Source organism: Pseudomonas sp. F3-2 (genome assembly GCF_038804275.1).
Lineage (GTDB): Bacteria > Pseudomonadota > Gammaproteobacteria > Pseudomonadales > Pseudomonadaceae > Aquipseudomonas.
Genome location: NZ_CP152388.1, coordinates 4,547,404 through 4,561,711, shown reverse-complemented (window position 1 = coordinate 4,561,711; position 14,308 = coordinate 4,547,404). Strand labels below are relative to the sequence as shown.

The following is a 14,308-nucleotide window of genomic DNA, read 5'->3' as shown; positions in this document are numbered from 1 at the left end:
GATTGCTTGTCGTTCTTTGTTGCGCAGCGGGTTTCGCCGCTGCCGACGAAAAGAACATTCTGGTCACAAGCGGCAGTGACCGCGCCACGCCTATTGCAGTCGTGCCATTTGGCCTGCAGGGCGGCAGCGTTCTGCCGGAAGACATGGCTCAGATCATCGGCAATGACTTGCTGAACTCTGGCTACTACTCGCCGATTCCAAAGGAAAACATGATCAGCCAGCCTAGTCAGGCGAGCGAAGTCATCTTCCGCGACTGGAAAGCCCTGGGCGCCCAGTACGTCATGGTAGGCAGCATCACGCCGGCTGGCGGTCGTCTTCAGGTCCAGTACGCGCTGTTCAACGTGGCCACTGAGCAGCAAGTTCTGACCGGTAACGTGACCGGCACCAATGATCAGTTGCGTGACATGGCGCATTACATCGCCGACCAGTCGTTCGAAAAGCTGACCGGCATCAAGGGCGCGTTCTCCACCCGCATGCTGTACGTCACTGCGGAGCGTTTCGCGGCGAACAACACCCGCTACACGCTGCAACGTTCGGACTATGACGGCGCCCGCGCAGTGACACTGCTGCAATCGCGCGAGCCGATCCTGTCGCCTCGCTTCGCCCCAGACGGCAAACGCATCGCCTATGTGTCGTTCGAGCAGAAGCGTCCGCGCATCTTCGTTCAGCACATCGATACTGGCCGCCGTGAGCAGATCACCAACTTCGAAGGCCTGAACGGTGCACCGGCCTGGTCTCCGGACGGCAGCAAGCTGGCGATGGTGCTGTCCAAGGACGGCAACCCGGAAATCTACGTGATGAATCTGGCGTCTCGTCAGTTGTCGCGTGTGACCAATGATTCGTCCATCGACACCGAACCTTTCTTCGGTAAAGACGGTTCGACGCTTTATTTCACCTCTGATCGCGGCGGCAAGCCACAGATCTATAAAACCAGCATTAATGGTGGCGGCGCCGAACGTGTCACTTTCATCGGTAACTACAACGCCAACCCTAAGTTGTCGGCTGATGAAAAGACGCTCGTGATGATCCATCGTCAAGATGGTTTCACCAACTTCAAGGTAGCGGCTCAGGATTTGCAGCGCGGTAGCGTAAAAATCCTCACAGACAGCAACCTTGATGAGTCGCCTACTGTTGCGCCCAACGGCACCATGGTAATCTACGCCACCCGCCAGCAGGGCCGGGGAGTCTTGATGCTCGTGTCCATTAATGGACGCGTAAGGCTCCCGCTTCCTACCGCTCAAGGCGAAGTCAGAGAACCTTCCTGGTCCCCTTACCTGAACTGACGCGGCGCTTTACGTTTTACTTAACACACTGGGGTTCATTAGGAGTTTCACGATGGAAATGCTGAAGTTTGGTAAATTTGCTGCGCTGGCTCTGGCCATGGCTGTAGCTGTAGGTTGCTCGTCCAAAGGCGGCGACAATGCCGGTGAAGGCGCTGCTGTAGATCCAAACGCTGGTTACGGCGCAAACACTGGTGCCGTTGACGGCTCCCTGAGCGAAGAAGCTGCTCTGCGCGCAATCACCACTTTCTACTTCGAATACGACAGTTCTGACCTGAAACCAGAAGCCATGCGCGCTCTGGACGTTCACGCCAAGGACCTGAAAGCCAACGGCGCTCGCGTAGTTCTGGAAGGTAACACCGACGAACGCGGTACTCGCGAATACAACCTGGCACTGGGCGAGCGTCGTGCGAAAGCCGTTCAACGCTACCTGGTTCTGCAAGGCGTTTCGCCAGCTCAGCTGGAAATCGTTTCCTACGGTGAAGAGCGTCCAGTTGCCACCGGCAACGACGAGCAATCCTGGGCTCAAAACCGTCGCGTCGAACTGCGTAAGTAATTTGACATGCGAACGTGCCGCCGTGCTTTAACCGTTTTGGCTCTCACCCTTCCTCTTGCAGCGATGGGTGCGGTTCCTGTGGTCGATGACAACTCTGGCTCTGCTGGCAGCAGTTATCCGCCATCAGGTTATGGTACGGCCGGCGCCTACGCCGGAGGGGGGGCTACGGCCCAACCTTCGGCGCAAGGTCAGCTGTTCATGCAGTTGCAACAAATGCAGGATGAAATTTCGCGCTTGCGCGGAATCGTCGAAGTCCAGCAGAACGATATCCAGCAGATGAAACAGGAAGCGCTGGATCGTTACAAAGACCTCGATTCCCGCATCGGAGCTGGCGGCGCTGCCGCACCAGCTGCCAACAATTCTTCTTCCGACGGCGCAGTCAATACCGGCGGAAATTCCGTGGCGCCTGCCTCTGGTGGAGCCTCTCAGGCACCCCAGGCCAGCAGCGAACCGGGCGATCCGGCGAAAGAAAAGCTTTACTACGATGCTGCTTTCGACCTGATCAAAGCCAAGGATTTCGACAAGGCAAGCCAGGCATTCGCCGCTTTCCTGCGTAAATACCCTAACAGTCAGTACGCCGGTAACGCCCAGTACTGGCTGGGTGAAGTCAATCTGGCCAAAGGCGATCTTCAAGGTGCCGGTCAGGCTTTTGCCAAGGTCAGCCAGTTGTACCCAAAGCACGCCAAGGTACCTGACTCGCTGTATAAGCTTGCCGATGTCGAGCGCCGCCTGGGTCACACCGACAAGGTCAAAGGCATCTTGCAACAGGTTGTCGCCCAGTACCCCGGTACTTCGGCTGCACAACTGGCGCAGCGGGACCTTCAGCGCCTCTGACTGCTGTCGATTTGACCTCTGGTTCAAGAAAGCCGCGCGTTGCGCGGCTTTTTTCGTTAGAATCTCGCACCCGAAATTCCGGTATTGATTACGCTTCTGTGGATTCTGCGAGCGCAGGGTGCACAAAAGTGCCTGACGGAGGCGGATGGCCTGTTTAGCCGTTACGCCCGTGGCCCCTATGCAAGACACATTACGAATCACTGAAGTCTTTTACTCGTTGCAGGGTGAAACGCGTACGGCAGGCTTGCCTACCGTTTTCGTGCGTTTGACCGGCTGTCCTTTGCGCTGTGGTTATTGCGACAGCGAATACGCATTCAGTGGCGGCACGATCCAGACACTCGACTCGCTCATGGAGCAGGTCGCTGGATACCGCCCGCGCTATGTCTGCGTCACGGGCGGCGAGCCGCTGGCTCAACCCAACGCGATCCCGTTGCTCAAGCGGCTGTGCGATGCCGGCTACGAAGTTTCCCTGGAGACCAGCGGTGCGCTGGACATTTCCCGGGTCGATCCGCGGGTCAGCCGCGTGGTCGATCTCAAGACGCCGGGCTCCAAAGAGGTCGCGCGTAACCGCTACGAGAACATCGACCTGCTGACCTCGAACGATCAGGTCAAATTCGTCATTTGCTCTCGCGAAGACTACGACTGGGCAGTCTCGAAGATCATCCAGTACGGACTGGATCGGCGTGCCGGTGAAGTGTTGTTTTCGCCGGTGCATCGCGACCTGAATGTGCGTGATCTGGCGGACTGGATCGTCGCTGACAATCTGCCGGTGCGCCTGCAACTGCAGCTGCACAAAATCCTCTGGAACGATGAGCCGGGGCGCTGAGATGAGTGAACACCTGATGACTGAGAAAAGAGCGGTAATCCTGCTGTCCGGCGGGCTCGATTCGGCCACGGTCGTGGCGATGGCGAAAGCCGAGGGCTTCAGCTGCTACACCATGAGCTTCGACTACGGTCAGCGCCACCGCGCCGAGTTGCAGGCGGCAGAGCGGGTAGCGAAGGATCTGGGCGTCGTCGAGCACAAGGTGATCGGCCTCAACCTGAACGGCATTGGTGGTTCGGCATTGACCGACAGCAGCATTGCGGTCCCTGAGACACCGGGCGAAGGCATTCCGGTGACCTATGTTCCGGCGCGCAATACGGTTTTTCTTTCGCTGGCGCTGGGTTGGGCTGAAGTTCTGGGCGCTCGCGACATCTTCATCGGCGTGAACGCAGTGGACTACTCCGGCTACCCGGATTGCCGTCCCGAGTTCGTCGAGTCGTTCGAGCGGATGGCGAACCTGGCGACCAAAGCAGGCGTGGAAGGGCAGGGCTTTACCATTCAGGCGCCGCTGCAGATGCTCAGCAAAGCTGACATCGTCAAAGCCGGTACGCGCCTGGGCGTTGATTATGGGCTCACTGTTTCCTGCTATCAGGCTGACGATGAAGGCCGTGCATGTGGCAAATGCGACAGCTGCCGCCTGCGTGCCGAAGGCTTCGCAGCCGCCGGTGTGACCGATCCAACCAGATATTTTTAATTTTTTTGAATTCGGGTGTTGAATTACTGAGAAAAATCAGTAATATACGCGCCACCACGAAGCGGGTCGTTAGCTCAGTTGGTAGAGCAGTTGGCTTTTAACCAATTGGTCGTAGGTTCGAATCCTACACGACCCACCATCTTCAAAACCCGAGAGGTCCACGAAAGTGTGAATTCTCGGGTTTTTTTTTGCCCTCGATTTTCCGAAGCGTTTATTGGCCTTTCGTGTGGGGCTTGCCGGGAAGCGGGACTTCGGCACTGCACCGCAGCACCCGCAGGCGTACGCGGCGCTCGGTAAGTGATCGCTCAACAGGTTGCATGGTACATTCGCCGCCGCTTTGCGCGACCCTTTTCATCGATCCTCAAACGATCGTCATGTGGGAGGGGAGTGTGCAGCGGATCACTAGCGACGCACGCTCCATGAAGCGTGTGCAAGGCCGGAAACTCCATGACCGTGAGGGTCTCCGCCTCAATTGTTGCCTGATGTACAGGTGTAAATTCGACGTTCGCGCTAACGCGCATTCAGGGCCTGCGAACATGACACAGATTTCTGAACGCCTTCTGGTACAGGCGCATCTAGACGCCAAACAACCCAAACCACTGAGCCCGGAAGAAGAAGCTGAGTACCGTCGACTGATTGCTGCCGAACTCAAGGCGCAGGATGCCGTGCTGGTCGCGCATTACTACTGCGATCCGGTCATTCAGGCGCTGGCTGAGGAGACCGGCGGCTGTGTGTCGGACTCACTGGAGATGGCCCGCTTCGGCAAGAACCACCCGGCGAAAACCGTACTGGTCGCAGGCGTTCGCTTCATGGGCGAAACCGCGAAAATCCTCACCCCTGAGAAACGCGTCCTGATGCCGACGCTGGAAGCGACCTGCTCGCTGGATCTGGGTTGCGGCGTGGACGAATTCACCGCGTTCTGTGATCAACATCCAGAGCGCACTGTGGTTGTGTATGCCAATACCTCCGCAGCGGTAAAGGCCCGTGCTGACTGGGTGGTGACGTCGAGCTGTGCGCTGGAGATCGTCGAGAGTCTGATGGACAACGGCGAAAAGATCATCTGGGCACCGGACAAGCATCTGGGTCGCTACATCCAGCGAGAAACGGGCGCGGACATGCTGCTCTGGGATGGCGCATGCATTGTCCACGAGGAGTTCAAATCGCGGCAGCTGGAGGACATGAAGGCGCTGTATCCGGACGCCGCGATCCTGGTGCATCCCGAGTCGCCGGAGTCGGTCATCGATCTGGCCGATGCAGTGGGCTCTACCAGCCAGCTGATCAAAGCGGCGCAGACGCTGCCGAACAAAACGTTCATCGTCGCCACCGATCGGGGCATTTTCTACAAAATGCAGCAGCTGTGCCCGGACAAGATTTTCATCGAAGCACCGACCGCCGGAAATGGCGCCGCCTGCCGCAGTTGCGCGCATTGTCCCTGGATGGCGATGAACACGCTGGCGCGTACGCTGCAGTGCCTGCGGGAGGGCACCAATGAAATCTTCGTCGACCCGGCCGTCATTCCTCAGGCCGTGAGGCCGCTGCAGCGCATGCTGGATTTCACCCAGGCGGCGCGTCTGAAACTCTCGGGGAATGCCTGACAGCCGCCGCAAGCGTCAAGCTGCAAGAGGGCCTGTTTTTCTTGCGGCTTGAGGCTTAAAGCTTTGAGCTGTTACTAGTTCATCATTTCCTTCACCGCTCGCTCCTGAGCGATGATTTCCTGCTGTCGCGCGTCGATTCGTGAGGCCAGTTGGAAGTTGTTGTTGGCACGTCGCTTGGCGAACTCCAGCTGTTGAATCGCCTGCTTGAAGTCACCCATCAGGGCGAAGTACTCGGCGCGTGCCTGATGCAGGCCGATGGTGTTGCCCGACAGTCCGCGCGTATCGGCCACTTGATTCCAGACGTCCGGGTCGTCAGGGCGGCGTTTGAGCAGGGTTTCCAGCGACTTCAGTGCTTCGGGCGCCTTCGACTGCTTGAGCAAGACGTCGACCTTCGCCTGGTTGAGCGGATAGTCGTCCGGGTAGATGCTCAACATCCGGTCGACTCGCTGCTGCGCGTCGGGCAAGCGGTTGTTGGAGATGTCGAGATTGACCGCTGCAAGGTTGTACGTGATGTTGTCGGGTGCCTTGTCGAGCAGTGGCTTGAGCGTCTCGCGCGCCTCATTCAACTGGCCTGCCTTGGTTTGCGCCAAGGCAAGGCCGTAACGGGCTGCGTCGTTTTTCGGGTTTTCGGCCAGCTGCGCCCGAAAGCGTTTGGCGGCCATGCCCGGCGTTTCTTCGTAGATCAACACCACGCGGGCGCGCATCAGCTGGTAAGCCAGGCTGTCTTCCTTGCCGCCGGGGCTCGCCTGTTCTGCGCGGTTGCGGGTGTCGGCGATACGCGACTCGGTCACCGGGTGGCTCATGAGAAATTCCGGTGGCTTGGCGTCGTACCGATACTGGCGCGCCAGACGTTCGAACATCGTCGGCATGTTGCGTGGGTCGTAACCGGCCTTCTCCAGGTTGAGAATGCCGATCCGGTCCGCCTCGGCTTCGTTCTGGCGAGAGAAGCGCGCCTGCTCCTGAATGGCGGCGGCCTGTGTGCCCGCGATGGCCGCGATCCCGGCATCGCCGGCGCCTGCAGCGGCCATGACGATGCCCGCCAGCATCGCGGCCATCACCGGAACCTGCATGCGCTGCTGCGCCTGCACCCCACGGGCGAAGTGCCTTTGCGACAAGTGAGCGAGTTCGTGGGCGAGGACGGCGGCGTATTCGCCTTCGGTTTCGGCGTGCAGGAACAGGCCGCCGTTGACACCGATAATGCCACCGGGCGCCGCGAAGGCGTTGATCTCGGGCGTGTTGATCAGGATGAACTCGAGTCGGCGATCCTGCACCTGGCTGGTTTCGGCAAGACGATAGACAGACGTCTCGACGAAGTCCTTCAATTGCGGGTCCGACAGCTGAGCGACTTGTGCGCGAAGCAGTCCGAGCCACGCGCGGCCCAGGTCATGTTCCTGTTGAGGCGAGACGATAGAGGAGCTGGCGTCGCCAAGGGACGGCAGGTCATCTTCTGCAAAAGCAGGGCTAGCCAGCAGGCATGCGAGCGTCAGCAGCGTGGGGCGCAAAAAAGTCATGCACGAAACTCTGAGGCAGAAAGTCGTTACTGTAGCTGGCTCAATGGCTTGCTGACCAGAGTGGGGTATTCTTGCAAACTTGTAAGAATGTTCTTCCTCGCTCTGTTTGCAGTTTCTCTGTAAACGAATGTGCCTACCCGGAGAGAAACGATGTCTGACGCTGTAGGGCGCCCCGCACACTGTGATGCCGAACTGGATGCCAGTGGTTTGAACTGCCCGTTGCCGCTGCTCAAGGCGAAAATGGAACTCAATCGTCTGGCAAGCGGCGCAGTGCTGAAAGTCACTGCAACGGACGCAGGATCCCAGCGTGATTTCCGCACCTTTGCCAAGTTGTCCGGTCATGCGCTGTTGCACGAAGAAGATGTCGATGGCATCTATCGGTATTGGCTGCGCAAGGCCTGAGAGTTTCGATCCCACCGCTCCCAAAGGATTTTTGATGTTCAAAGTGCTTCGCGACTGGATTCAGCGCTACTTTTCCGATGAGGAAGCCGTGGTGCTGGCGGTGCTGTTGGTCTTGGCGTTCACGATCGTCCTCACCCTGGGCGGCATGCTGGCACCGGTGCTTGCCGGTCTGGTGCTGGCATTCCTGATGCACGGCATGGTGGCTCAGCTGGAACGCCTGCATGTGCCGGAAGGCGGCGCGGTGGGGCTGGTCTTTGCGCTGTTCATGGGGGCTTTGGGGCTGTTTCTGCTGGTGCTGGTGCCTTTGCTCTGGCATCAGTTGATCACCCTGTTCAACGAGCTGCCCGGCATGCTCGCCAAATGGCAGTCGCTGCTGTTGCTGCTGCCTGAGCGTTATCCGCATCTGGTGTCCGATGAGCAGGTGTTGCAGGCCATTGAAGTGGCGCGCGGTGAGATCGGCAAGTTCGGCCAGTGGGCCCTGACATTCTCGCTGTCCAGTCTGCCGCTGTTGATCAACATGATGATCTATCTGGTGCTGGTGCCGATTCTTGTGTTCTTTTTCCTCAAGGACCGTCGGATGATCGGCCGCTGGGTGAGAGGGTATCTGCCCCGCGAGCGTACGTTGATCACCCGGGTCGCCGAGGAAATGAACCGGCAGATCGCCAATTACATTCGCGGAAAAGTCATCGAGATTTTCATCTGCGGCGCGGTGACCTACATCGCGTTTGTCACCATGGGGCTTAATTACTCGGCGCTGCTGGCGATGCTGGTCGGCATTTCAGTGGTCGTGCCTTATGTGGGCGCCGTGGTGGTGACAGTGCCGGTGGCCTTCATTGCGCTGTTTCAGTGGGGATGGGGCGATCAGTTCATTTACCTGATGGCCGTCTACGGAATCATTCAGACGCTGGATGGCAACGTGCTGGTGCCGCTGCTGTTTTCCCAGACCGTGAGTCTGCATCCCGTCGCGATCATCTGCGCGGTGCTGCTGTTTGGAGGGCTTTGGGGGTTCTGGGGCATCTTTTTCGCGATCCCGCTGGCAACGCTGTGCAAAGCCGTGCTGGACGCCTGGCCGCGAAACGAACCGACCGTGGCGCCGTTGCTGTAGAAGGGAGAATGACTCGCCGCATTTCTGCCAGCTGCACCGGCCGCTTCCCGACTAAAGCCGGTCCTGCAGACGCTGCAAGCTTTTCGCAGGACCGGCTTTAGCGGGGAAAGCGTGGCGTGTTACACCCTTGATCAGAGCGGGCGTTGAGACAGTTGGCCCACTCCCTCAGTGGGTGACGGCTTCTGACTCAGGCCTTATCGAGTGCCTGGGCCGCTTCCAGTACCGCCGCCACGTGACCGGGCACTTTCACGCCGCGCCATTCCTTGCGCAACACACCGTTCTTGTCGATCAGGAAGGTGCTGCGGTCGACGCCCAGGTATTCCTTGCCGTACAGCTTTTTCAGCTTGATTACGTCGAACAGCTGACAGAGGGATTCATCCTTGTCCGAAATCAGCTCGAACGGGAATGCCTGCTTGGCCTTGAAGTTTTCGTGCGACTTCAAGCTGTCGCGGGACACGCCGAAAACCACGGTGTTGGCGGCCTTGAACTCGGCGTGATGGTCACGGAAGCCCTGGCCTTGAGTGGTGCAGCCTGGCGTGCTGTCCTTGGGGTAAAAATAGATCACCACTTGCTGACCCTTCAGCGCGGACAGCGTCACTGCCTGCTCGCTGGTGGCCTGTACCTGAAAGTCGGCAACGGGTTGGTCGAGTTCTACAGCCATTGGAATTCCTTACATCGGTGCTTGCGGGCGCCATGGTTCGATCAGGGCGTCGAGGTTGAGTGCGTCGGCAAAGTCCAGGAACTGGTCGCGCAACCAGCTGATCTGGGTCCCGGCCGGCAAAGTGACGGTGAACGTGGCGTTGAGCATGGTGCCGCCGGTCTGCGGTGCCTGATAGGTGTCGCAGATCAGGTTTTCCAGCTCGACATGGTGATCGATGAAGAACTGGCACAGCTCGTTGATGATGTCCGGGCGATAGGCCGAGCTGACATACGCCACGTACGGCAGGGCTTCGGGCCGGTTCTCGAGCGATGCGCTGCGCACCACGTTGACCGTGAACGCGTGCTTCTTCGACAGGTTCGGCAGACTGCCTTCTAGGCGAGCCAGGGCGTCCCAGCTGCCGGAAACCTGCAGGATCAACGCGCTGCATTCGCCGTGGCGAGTGAGGCGCGAGCTGACCACCGAGCAACGGCTTTCATGACTGGCGCGGCACAGGACGTTGGTCAGCTCCATTGGGTTGGCGCCAAGGGCACTGATGACAAGGAATTGTTCGCGAACTGTGGGGATGGACGACATGCAGCATTCCTAAGCGATGAGCGGTCGGTACATTATTGGCTTGTGCGGCGGATTCGACGAACTTAGGCGTTGCAACTTCAATCCGGACCACTGCGGTATATCGCTTATTGAGCCGGTCACGGCAAGCGATAACGACGCTGGGGCGGGGTTTGCGACGACGAAAACGAACAGTCGAACGAGCCGGGCAGATGACCAGTACCGATCAAAGACCGAAGGGTAGCGAAAACCGTCGCTCAGGGGAATGCTCGCCTTGTGCAAGGATCATGGCGCCAGTACCATTACCGCTCTCTTTTTCCGGCAGGAGCGGTTTGCATGATTGCGGGCAGTATGGTGGCACTGGTCACACCTATGGATGCACAGGGTCGTCTTGACTGGGACAGCCTGAGCAAACTGGTGGACTTTCACCTCAAAGAGGGCACCAACGCCATTGTTGCCGTCGGCACCACAGGTGAATCCGCGACGCTGGACGTCAATGAGCACATTGAAGTCATTCGCCGCGTGGTTCAGCAGGTCGCAGGCCGCATTCCGGTCATCGCCGGCACAGGCGCCAATTCCACCCGCGAGGCGGTCGAGCTGACCACCAACGCCAAGAACGCCGGTGCCGATGCCTGCCTGCTGGTCACGCCGTACTACAACAAGCCGACCCAGGAAGGCTTGTACCAGCATTTCAAGCACATCGCCGAAGCCGTCGACATTCCGCAGATCCTCTACAACGTGCCAGGCCGTACGGCGTGCGACATGTCCGCAGAGACCGTCATCCGTCTGTCCAAAGTCAAGAACATCATCGCCATCAAGGAAGCCACCGGTGACCTGCAGCGCGCCAAGGACATCCTGGCGGGCGTGAGCAGCGACTTCCTCGTCTATTCCGGCGACGACGCGACCGCGGTCGAGCTGATCCTGCTCGGCGGCAAGGGCAACATTTCAGTCACCGCCAACGTTGCCCCGCGCGACATGGCCGAACTGTGCAAGGCCGCGATGGCTGGCGACGCCGCCACTGCCCGCGCGATCCACGAAAAACTGATGCCGCTGAACAAGAACCTGTTCATCGAATCGAACCCTATTCCCGTGAAATGGGCCCTGCATGAGATGGGTTTGATGCCGGACGGTATCCGTCTGCCGCTCACCTGGCTCAGCGAGTCCTGCCACGAGCCGCTGCGTCAGGCCCTGCGCCAGTCCGGTGTATTGGTTTAATGAGGAAGCACTACGCAATGAAGCGACTGGCCGGACTTTCCGCACTAGCCCTGATTATCTCCAGCACCAGCGGTTGCAGCTGGCTGTTTGGTCAGGATGGCTACTTCCGCGATCGCAGCAGCGATTACCTTGAAGCCACCCAGAAACCACCGATGCAACTGCCTGAAGGCGTCCAGGAAGCCAAACGTCTGGACCCGCTGCTGCCGATCCCGCGCAACGTGGCCGACGATACCCAGAAGGGCGAGTTCAACGTGCCGCGTCCGCAGCCGTTGTCCACCGTTCAGGATTCGGGCGACTACACGCTGCAGAAGAGCGGCGACAATCGCTGGATCCTGGCCCAGCGTGCGCCTGCCGAAGTCTGGCCGGTCGCGCATCAGTATTTTGAAGACAACGGTTTCCGCATCGCTGAAGATCGTCCGCAGACCGGTGAATTCAACACCACCTGGCAGCGTGCGGACGAGTTGTCCGCAGCGGTGGCCAAGCGCATGGGCGACACCGCCGGCAATGAAACCCGCGTGCGGGTCCGCATCGAGCCGGGCGTGCAGCGCAACACCAGTGAAATCTACGTCGTCAGCGTTCAGCGCCCGGCAGGCAGCAACGACGAACCCGAGTTCCCGTCGCGCACCACCAATGTCGGCCTGGATTCGGTCCTGACCGACGACATGCTGGCGAGCCTGACCCGGACTGCCGAAAAAGGCGGTTCGGTGTCGTTGCTGGCCGCTCGCGATTTCGACACGCCAAGCCGCGTTTCCCTCAGCGAAGACGGCAGCGGCAACCCGGTCCTGAACCTGGGCGCCGACCTGGATCGCGCTTGGTCGAGCGTCGGTCGTGCGCTGAATCAGGGTGACTGGCGCGTCGAGGACATCAACCGCAGTCTGGGTCTGTACTACATCAACCTGGCGGAAAAGGCTGACAAGCCCGAGAACAAGCCTGGCTTCTTCGGCCGCATGTTCGGCAGCGAAGAGACCAAGGAAGAGAAGGAAGCCCGCGCCGAGCGTTATCAGGTTCGCCTGAGCAAGGTCGGTGAGAACGTCCAGGTGACTGTCGAGAAGAACATCAATACCGTGGCGCCGACCGACATCGCTCGCCGCGTATTGAGCGTCATTCAAGACAACCTCGGTTAAGTGCGTTTCGCGGTTCTGGGCAGCGGCAGTCGGGGTAACGGCACGCTGGTAGCCAGTCATGACACCTACGTGCTGGTCGACTGCGGTTTCTCCTTGCGCGAAACCGAGCGGCGACTGGAGCGGCTGGGTGTCAGCGGCCATCAACTGAGCGCCATTCTGGTGACCCACGAACATGCCGATCATGTGCATGGCGTGGGTTTGCTGTCTCGGCGCTACGACGTTCCGGTGTACCTGAGCGATGGCACGCTGCGAGGCATGCGCAAGCCGGTCGAGGCGGGTTTCAGGCTCACCGGCGGTCAAGGGCTGGAGATCGGCGGGCTGAGTATCGATGTGGTTTCGGTGGCCCACGATGCGCTGGAACCCACGCAGTTCGTCTTCAATGACGGCCGCCGCCGCTTTGGTCTGCTGACCGATCTGGGGTCGTACTGTCCGTCGGTGCTCGACAGCTACAGGGGGCTCGATGCCCTTATGATCGAGTCCAACCACTGTCGCGACCTGCTGGCCCGAGGTGCTTATCCTTATTTCCTGAAACAGCGCGTTGGCGGGGAGTACGGACATTTGAACAATCACCAGGCGGCCAGTCTGGTGAGCGAGCTGGGATGGCAAGACCTGCAGCATCTGGTGCTGGCCCATCTGAGCAGCAAGAACAACCTGCCGCATCTGGCCCGGCAATGTTTCGTCGACACCCTTGGGTGCGACCCGGACTGGCTACAATTGGCCGATCAAGATTCAGGGCTCGACTGGCGCGAAATCGCCTAGCGTCCCAAAAGGGGCGTCTAGCCCAACTATTTAGCAAGCGGAGCCCATCATGGAAAAACGTGAAGAACTCTACCGCGGCAAAGCCAAATCGGTTTACAAGACCGACGACGCTGACCGCTTGATCCTGCTGTTTCGTAACGACACCTCGGCGTTCGACGGCAAGCGCATCGAACAACTCGACCGCAAGGGCATGGTGAACAACAAGTTCAACGCGTTCATCATGCAGAAACTCGAAGCTGCCGGTATCCCGACCCAGTTCGACAAACTGCTGGCCGACAACGAGGTGCTGGTCAAGAAGCTCGACATGATCCCTGTCGAGTGCGTCGTGCGTAACTACGCCGCCGGCAGCCTGGTCAAGCGTCTGGGCGTGGAAGAGGGCATGAAGCTCAATCCGTACACGTTTGAACTGTTCCTGAAGGACGACGCCAAGGGCGACCCGTTCATCAATGAATCCCACGTTGTCGCGTTCGGCTGGGGCACCGCCGAGCAACTGGCGCGCATGAAAGAGCTGTCGCTCAAGGTCAACGATGTCCTGAGCAAGCTGTTCGACGACGCTGGCCTGCTGCTGGTCGATTTCAAGCTCGAGTTCGGCGTGTTCAGCGACGGCTCTATCGTCCTGGGTGACGAGTTCAGCCCCGACGGCTGCCGCCTGTGGGACAAGGACACCAAGAAAAAAATGGACAAGGACCGCTTCCGTCAGGGCCTCGGCGATGTCATCGAAGCCTACGAAGAAGTCGCCCAGCGTCTCGGCGTACCGCTCTGACGCGGGAAATGCCGCAAGCATCTGAAAGAACGCGAAAAAATCATCAAAAAGGGTTCGCGTTCTTCGTCTGAGCTGTTATGATGCGCGCCGTTGGAGAGATGCCGGAGTGGCCGAACGGGACGGATTCGAAATCCGTTGTACTGGCGACAGTACCTAGGGTTCAAATCCCTATCTCTCCGCCACCATTCGAAAAGCCCCGCAGACTAAGGTCTCGGGGCTTTTTTTGTTTTTGGATTGTACGTAGCGTTTGTACGTAAAATTCTACTGCCCTACCTATGCCAGCGTATCCCGTAGTCAACGCTCAAAGCTGGCCCCTTTTCATGGGATGTCCTATAGCCGTGCGCGTCCTGTGCGCCGTCGCAGGTGCTTATCGGAGCAGCTTGCTTTTAGGGTCGTAGCAGCTGGTTCAAAAATATGATACATATCTCCGTGAGACA

General features: G+C 59.1%; 15 protein-coding genes and 2 tRNA genes. 14 read left to right on the top strand and 3 right to left on the bottom strand.

Features of this window, described 5'->3' with window-relative positions:
- Positions 1–2: 2 nt before the first annotated feature.
- The 7 genes from tolB to nadA all read left to right on the top strand — a co-directional run bounded on the left by tolB (position 3) and on the right by nadA (position 5,782).
- A complete protein-coding gene (tolB, locus tag AAGQ88_RS20480; RefSeq protein ID WP_256214515.1) occupies positions 3–1,283 on the top strand; it encodes a Tol-Pal system beta propeller repeat protein TolB in 1,281 nt (426 codons plus the stop codon).
- 52 nt (positions 1,284–1,335) lie between these two features.
- Complete coding sequence (gene pal, locus AAGQ88_RS20475; protein ID WP_093463507.1) at positions 1,336–1,836, top strand: peptidoglycan-associated lipoprotein Pal; 501 nt, start codon at positions 1,336–1,338, stop codon at positions 1,834–1,836.
- 6 nt (positions 1,837–1,842) lie between these two features.
- Positions 1,843–2,670 (top strand): tol-pal system protein YbgF, encoded by an 828-nt coding sequence (ybgF, locus tag AAGQ88_RS20470; protein WP_342653413.1) that lies wholly within the window; start codon positions 1,843–1,845, stop codon positions 2,668–2,670.
- Between the two features lie 178 nt (positions 2,671–2,848).
- Entirely contained in the window at positions 2,849–3,496 is a 648-nt protein-coding gene (gene queE, locus AAGQ88_RS20465) for a 7-carboxy-7-deazaguanine synthase QueE (protein WP_285422331.1), read from the top strand.
- A gap of 16 nt (positions 3,497–3,512) precedes the next feature.
- Entirely contained in the window at positions 3,513–4,187 is a 675-nt protein-coding gene (gene queC, locus AAGQ88_RS20460; RefSeq protein WP_285422330.1) for a 7-cyano-7-deazaguanine synthase QueC, read from the top strand.
- 63 nt (positions 4,188–4,250) lie between these two features.
- A tRNA-Lys gene (locus AAGQ88_RS20455) sits at positions 4,251–4,326 on the top strand.
- A 397-nt stretch (positions 4,327–4,723) separates the two neighbouring features.
- The gene (gene nadA, locus AAGQ88_RS20450) at positions 4,724–5,782 is read left to right on the top strand and encodes a quinolinate synthase NadA (RefSeq protein WP_285422329.1); all 1,059 of its coding nucleotides are present in this window, start codon (positions 4,724–4,726) and stop codon (positions 5,780–5,782) included.
- 74 nt (positions 5,783–5,856) lie between these two features.
- On the opposite strand, the gene AAGQ88_RS20445 is transcribed toward nadA, so the two are convergent.
- Positions 5,857–7,293, bottom strand: coding sequence for a M48 family metalloprotease (locus tag AAGQ88_RS20445; RefSeq protein WP_285422328.1), 1,437 nt, complete (start codon positions 7,291–7,293; stop codon positions 5,857–5,859).
- A 150-nt stretch (positions 7,294–7,443) separates the two neighbouring features.
- On the opposite strand from AAGQ88_RS20445, the gene AAGQ88_RS20440 reads away from it, so the two are divergent.
- Entirely contained in the window at positions 7,444–7,695 is a 252-nt protein-coding gene (locus tag AAGQ88_RS20440) for a sulfurtransferase TusA family protein (RefSeq protein ID WP_093463524.1), read from the top strand.
- 34 nt (positions 7,696–7,729) lie between these two features.
- Complete coding sequence (locus tag AAGQ88_RS20435) at positions 7,730–8,800, top strand: AI-2E family transporter (protein WP_093463526.1); 1,071 nt, start codon at positions 7,730–7,732, stop codon at positions 8,798–8,800.
- 187 nt (positions 8,801–8,987) lie between these two features.
- Here AAGQ88_RS20435 and AAGQ88_RS20430 read toward each other — a convergent pair whose 3' ends face one another.
- Together AAGQ88_RS20430 and AAGQ88_RS20425 are read right to left on the bottom strand one after the other, a co-directional pair.
- Positions 8,988–9,461, bottom strand: a complete 474-nt coding sequence (locus AAGQ88_RS20430) for a peroxiredoxin (protein ID WP_342653412.1) — start codon at positions 9,459–9,461, stop codon at positions 8,988–8,990.
- A gap of 9 nt (positions 9,462–9,470) precedes the next feature.
- Positions 9,471–10,034: a glycine cleavage system protein R gene (locus tag AAGQ88_RS20425; protein WP_093463530.1), complete on the bottom strand. Its 564-nt coding sequence runs from the start codon at positions 10,032–10,034 to the stop codon at positions 9,471–9,473.
- 312 nt (positions 10,035–10,346) lie between these two features.
- Between AAGQ88_RS20425 and dapA the strand changes: the two genes are divergently transcribed.
- The 5 genes from dapA (at position 10,347) to AAGQ88_RS20400 (ending at position 14,053) form a co-directional block, all read left to right on the top strand.
- Positions 10,347–11,225 carry a 4-hydroxy-tetrahydrodipicolinate synthase gene (gene dapA / locus AAGQ88_RS20420; protein ID WP_093463532.1) on the top strand — a complete coding sequence of 293 codons (879 nt, stop codon included), beginning with the start codon at positions 10,347–10,349 and terminating at the stop codon, positions 11,223–11,225.
- Between the two features lie 17 nt (positions 11,226–11,242).
- Positions 11,243–12,349 (top strand): outer membrane protein assembly factor BamC, encoded by a 1,107-nt coding sequence (gene bamC, locus AAGQ88_RS20415; RefSeq protein WP_285422325.1) that lies wholly within the window; start codon positions 11,243–11,245, stop codon positions 12,347–12,349.
- A complete protein-coding gene (locus AAGQ88_RS20410) occupies positions 12,350–13,108 on the top strand; it encodes an MBL fold metallo-hydrolase (RefSeq protein WP_093463536.1) in 759 nt (252 codons plus the stop codon).
- A 49-nt stretch (positions 13,109–13,157) separates the two neighbouring features.
- The gene (purC, locus tag AAGQ88_RS20405) at positions 13,158–13,871 is read left to right on the top strand and encodes a phosphoribosylaminoimidazolesuccinocarboxamide synthase (RefSeq protein WP_120125462.1); all 714 of its coding nucleotides are present in this window, start codon (positions 13,158–13,160) and stop codon (positions 13,869–13,871) included.
- A gap of 92 nt (positions 13,872–13,963) precedes the next feature.
- Positions 13,964–14,053: transfer RNA gene (locus tag AAGQ88_RS20400), tRNA-Ser, on the top strand.
- Positions 14,054–14,308: the final 255 nt, after the last annotated feature.

Bases quoted from the DNA above. Each gene is read 5' to 3' on its own strand.
- pal (WP_093463507.1), top strand. From the start codon at position 1,336: ATGGAAATGCTGAAGTTTGGTAAATTTGCTGCGCTGGCTCTGGCCATG.
- ybgF (WP_342653413.1), top strand. From the start codon at position 1,843: ATGCGAACGTGCCGCCGTGCTTTAACCGTTTTGGCTCTCACCCTTCCT.
- queE (WP_285422331.1), top strand. From the start codon at position 2,849: ATGCAAGACACATTACGAATCACTGAAGTCTTTTACTCGTTGCAGGGT.
- queC (WP_285422330.1), top strand. From the start codon at position 3,513: ATGACTGAGAAAAGAGCGGTAATCCTGCTGTCCGGCGGGCTCGATTCG.
- nadA (WP_285422329.1), top strand. From the start codon at position 4,724: ATGACACAGATTTCTGAACGCCTTCTGGTACAGGCGCATCTAGACGCC.
- AAGQ88_RS20445 (WP_285422328.1), bottom strand. From the start codon at position 7,293: ATGACTTTTTTGCGCCCCACGCTGCTGACGCTCGCATGCCTGCTGGCT.
- AAGQ88_RS20440 (WP_093463524.1), top strand. From the start codon at position 7,444: ATGTCTGACGCTGTAGGGCGCCCCGCACACTGTGATGCCGAACTGGAT.
- AAGQ88_RS20435 (WP_093463526.1), top strand. From the start codon at position 7,730: ATGTTCAAAGTGCTTCGCGACTGGATTCAGCGCTACTTTTCCGATGAG.
- AAGQ88_RS20430 (WP_342653412.1), bottom strand. From the start codon at position 9,461: ATGGCTGTAGAACTCGACCAACCCGTTGCCGACTTTCAGGTACAGGCC.
- AAGQ88_RS20425 (WP_093463530.1), bottom strand. From the start codon at position 10,034: ATGTCGTCCATCCCCACAGTTCGCGAACAATTCCTTGTCATCAGTGCC.
- dapA (WP_093463532.1), top strand. From the start codon at position 10,347: ATGATTGCGGGCAGTATGGTGGCACTGGTCACACCTATGGATGCACAG.
- bamC (WP_285422325.1), top strand. From the start codon at position 11,243: ATGAAGCGACTGGCCGGACTTTCCGCACTAGCCCTGATTATCTCCAGC.
- purC (WP_120125462.1), top strand. From the start codon at position 13,158: ATGGAAAAACGTGAAGAACTCTACCGCGGCAAAGCCAAATCGGTTTAC.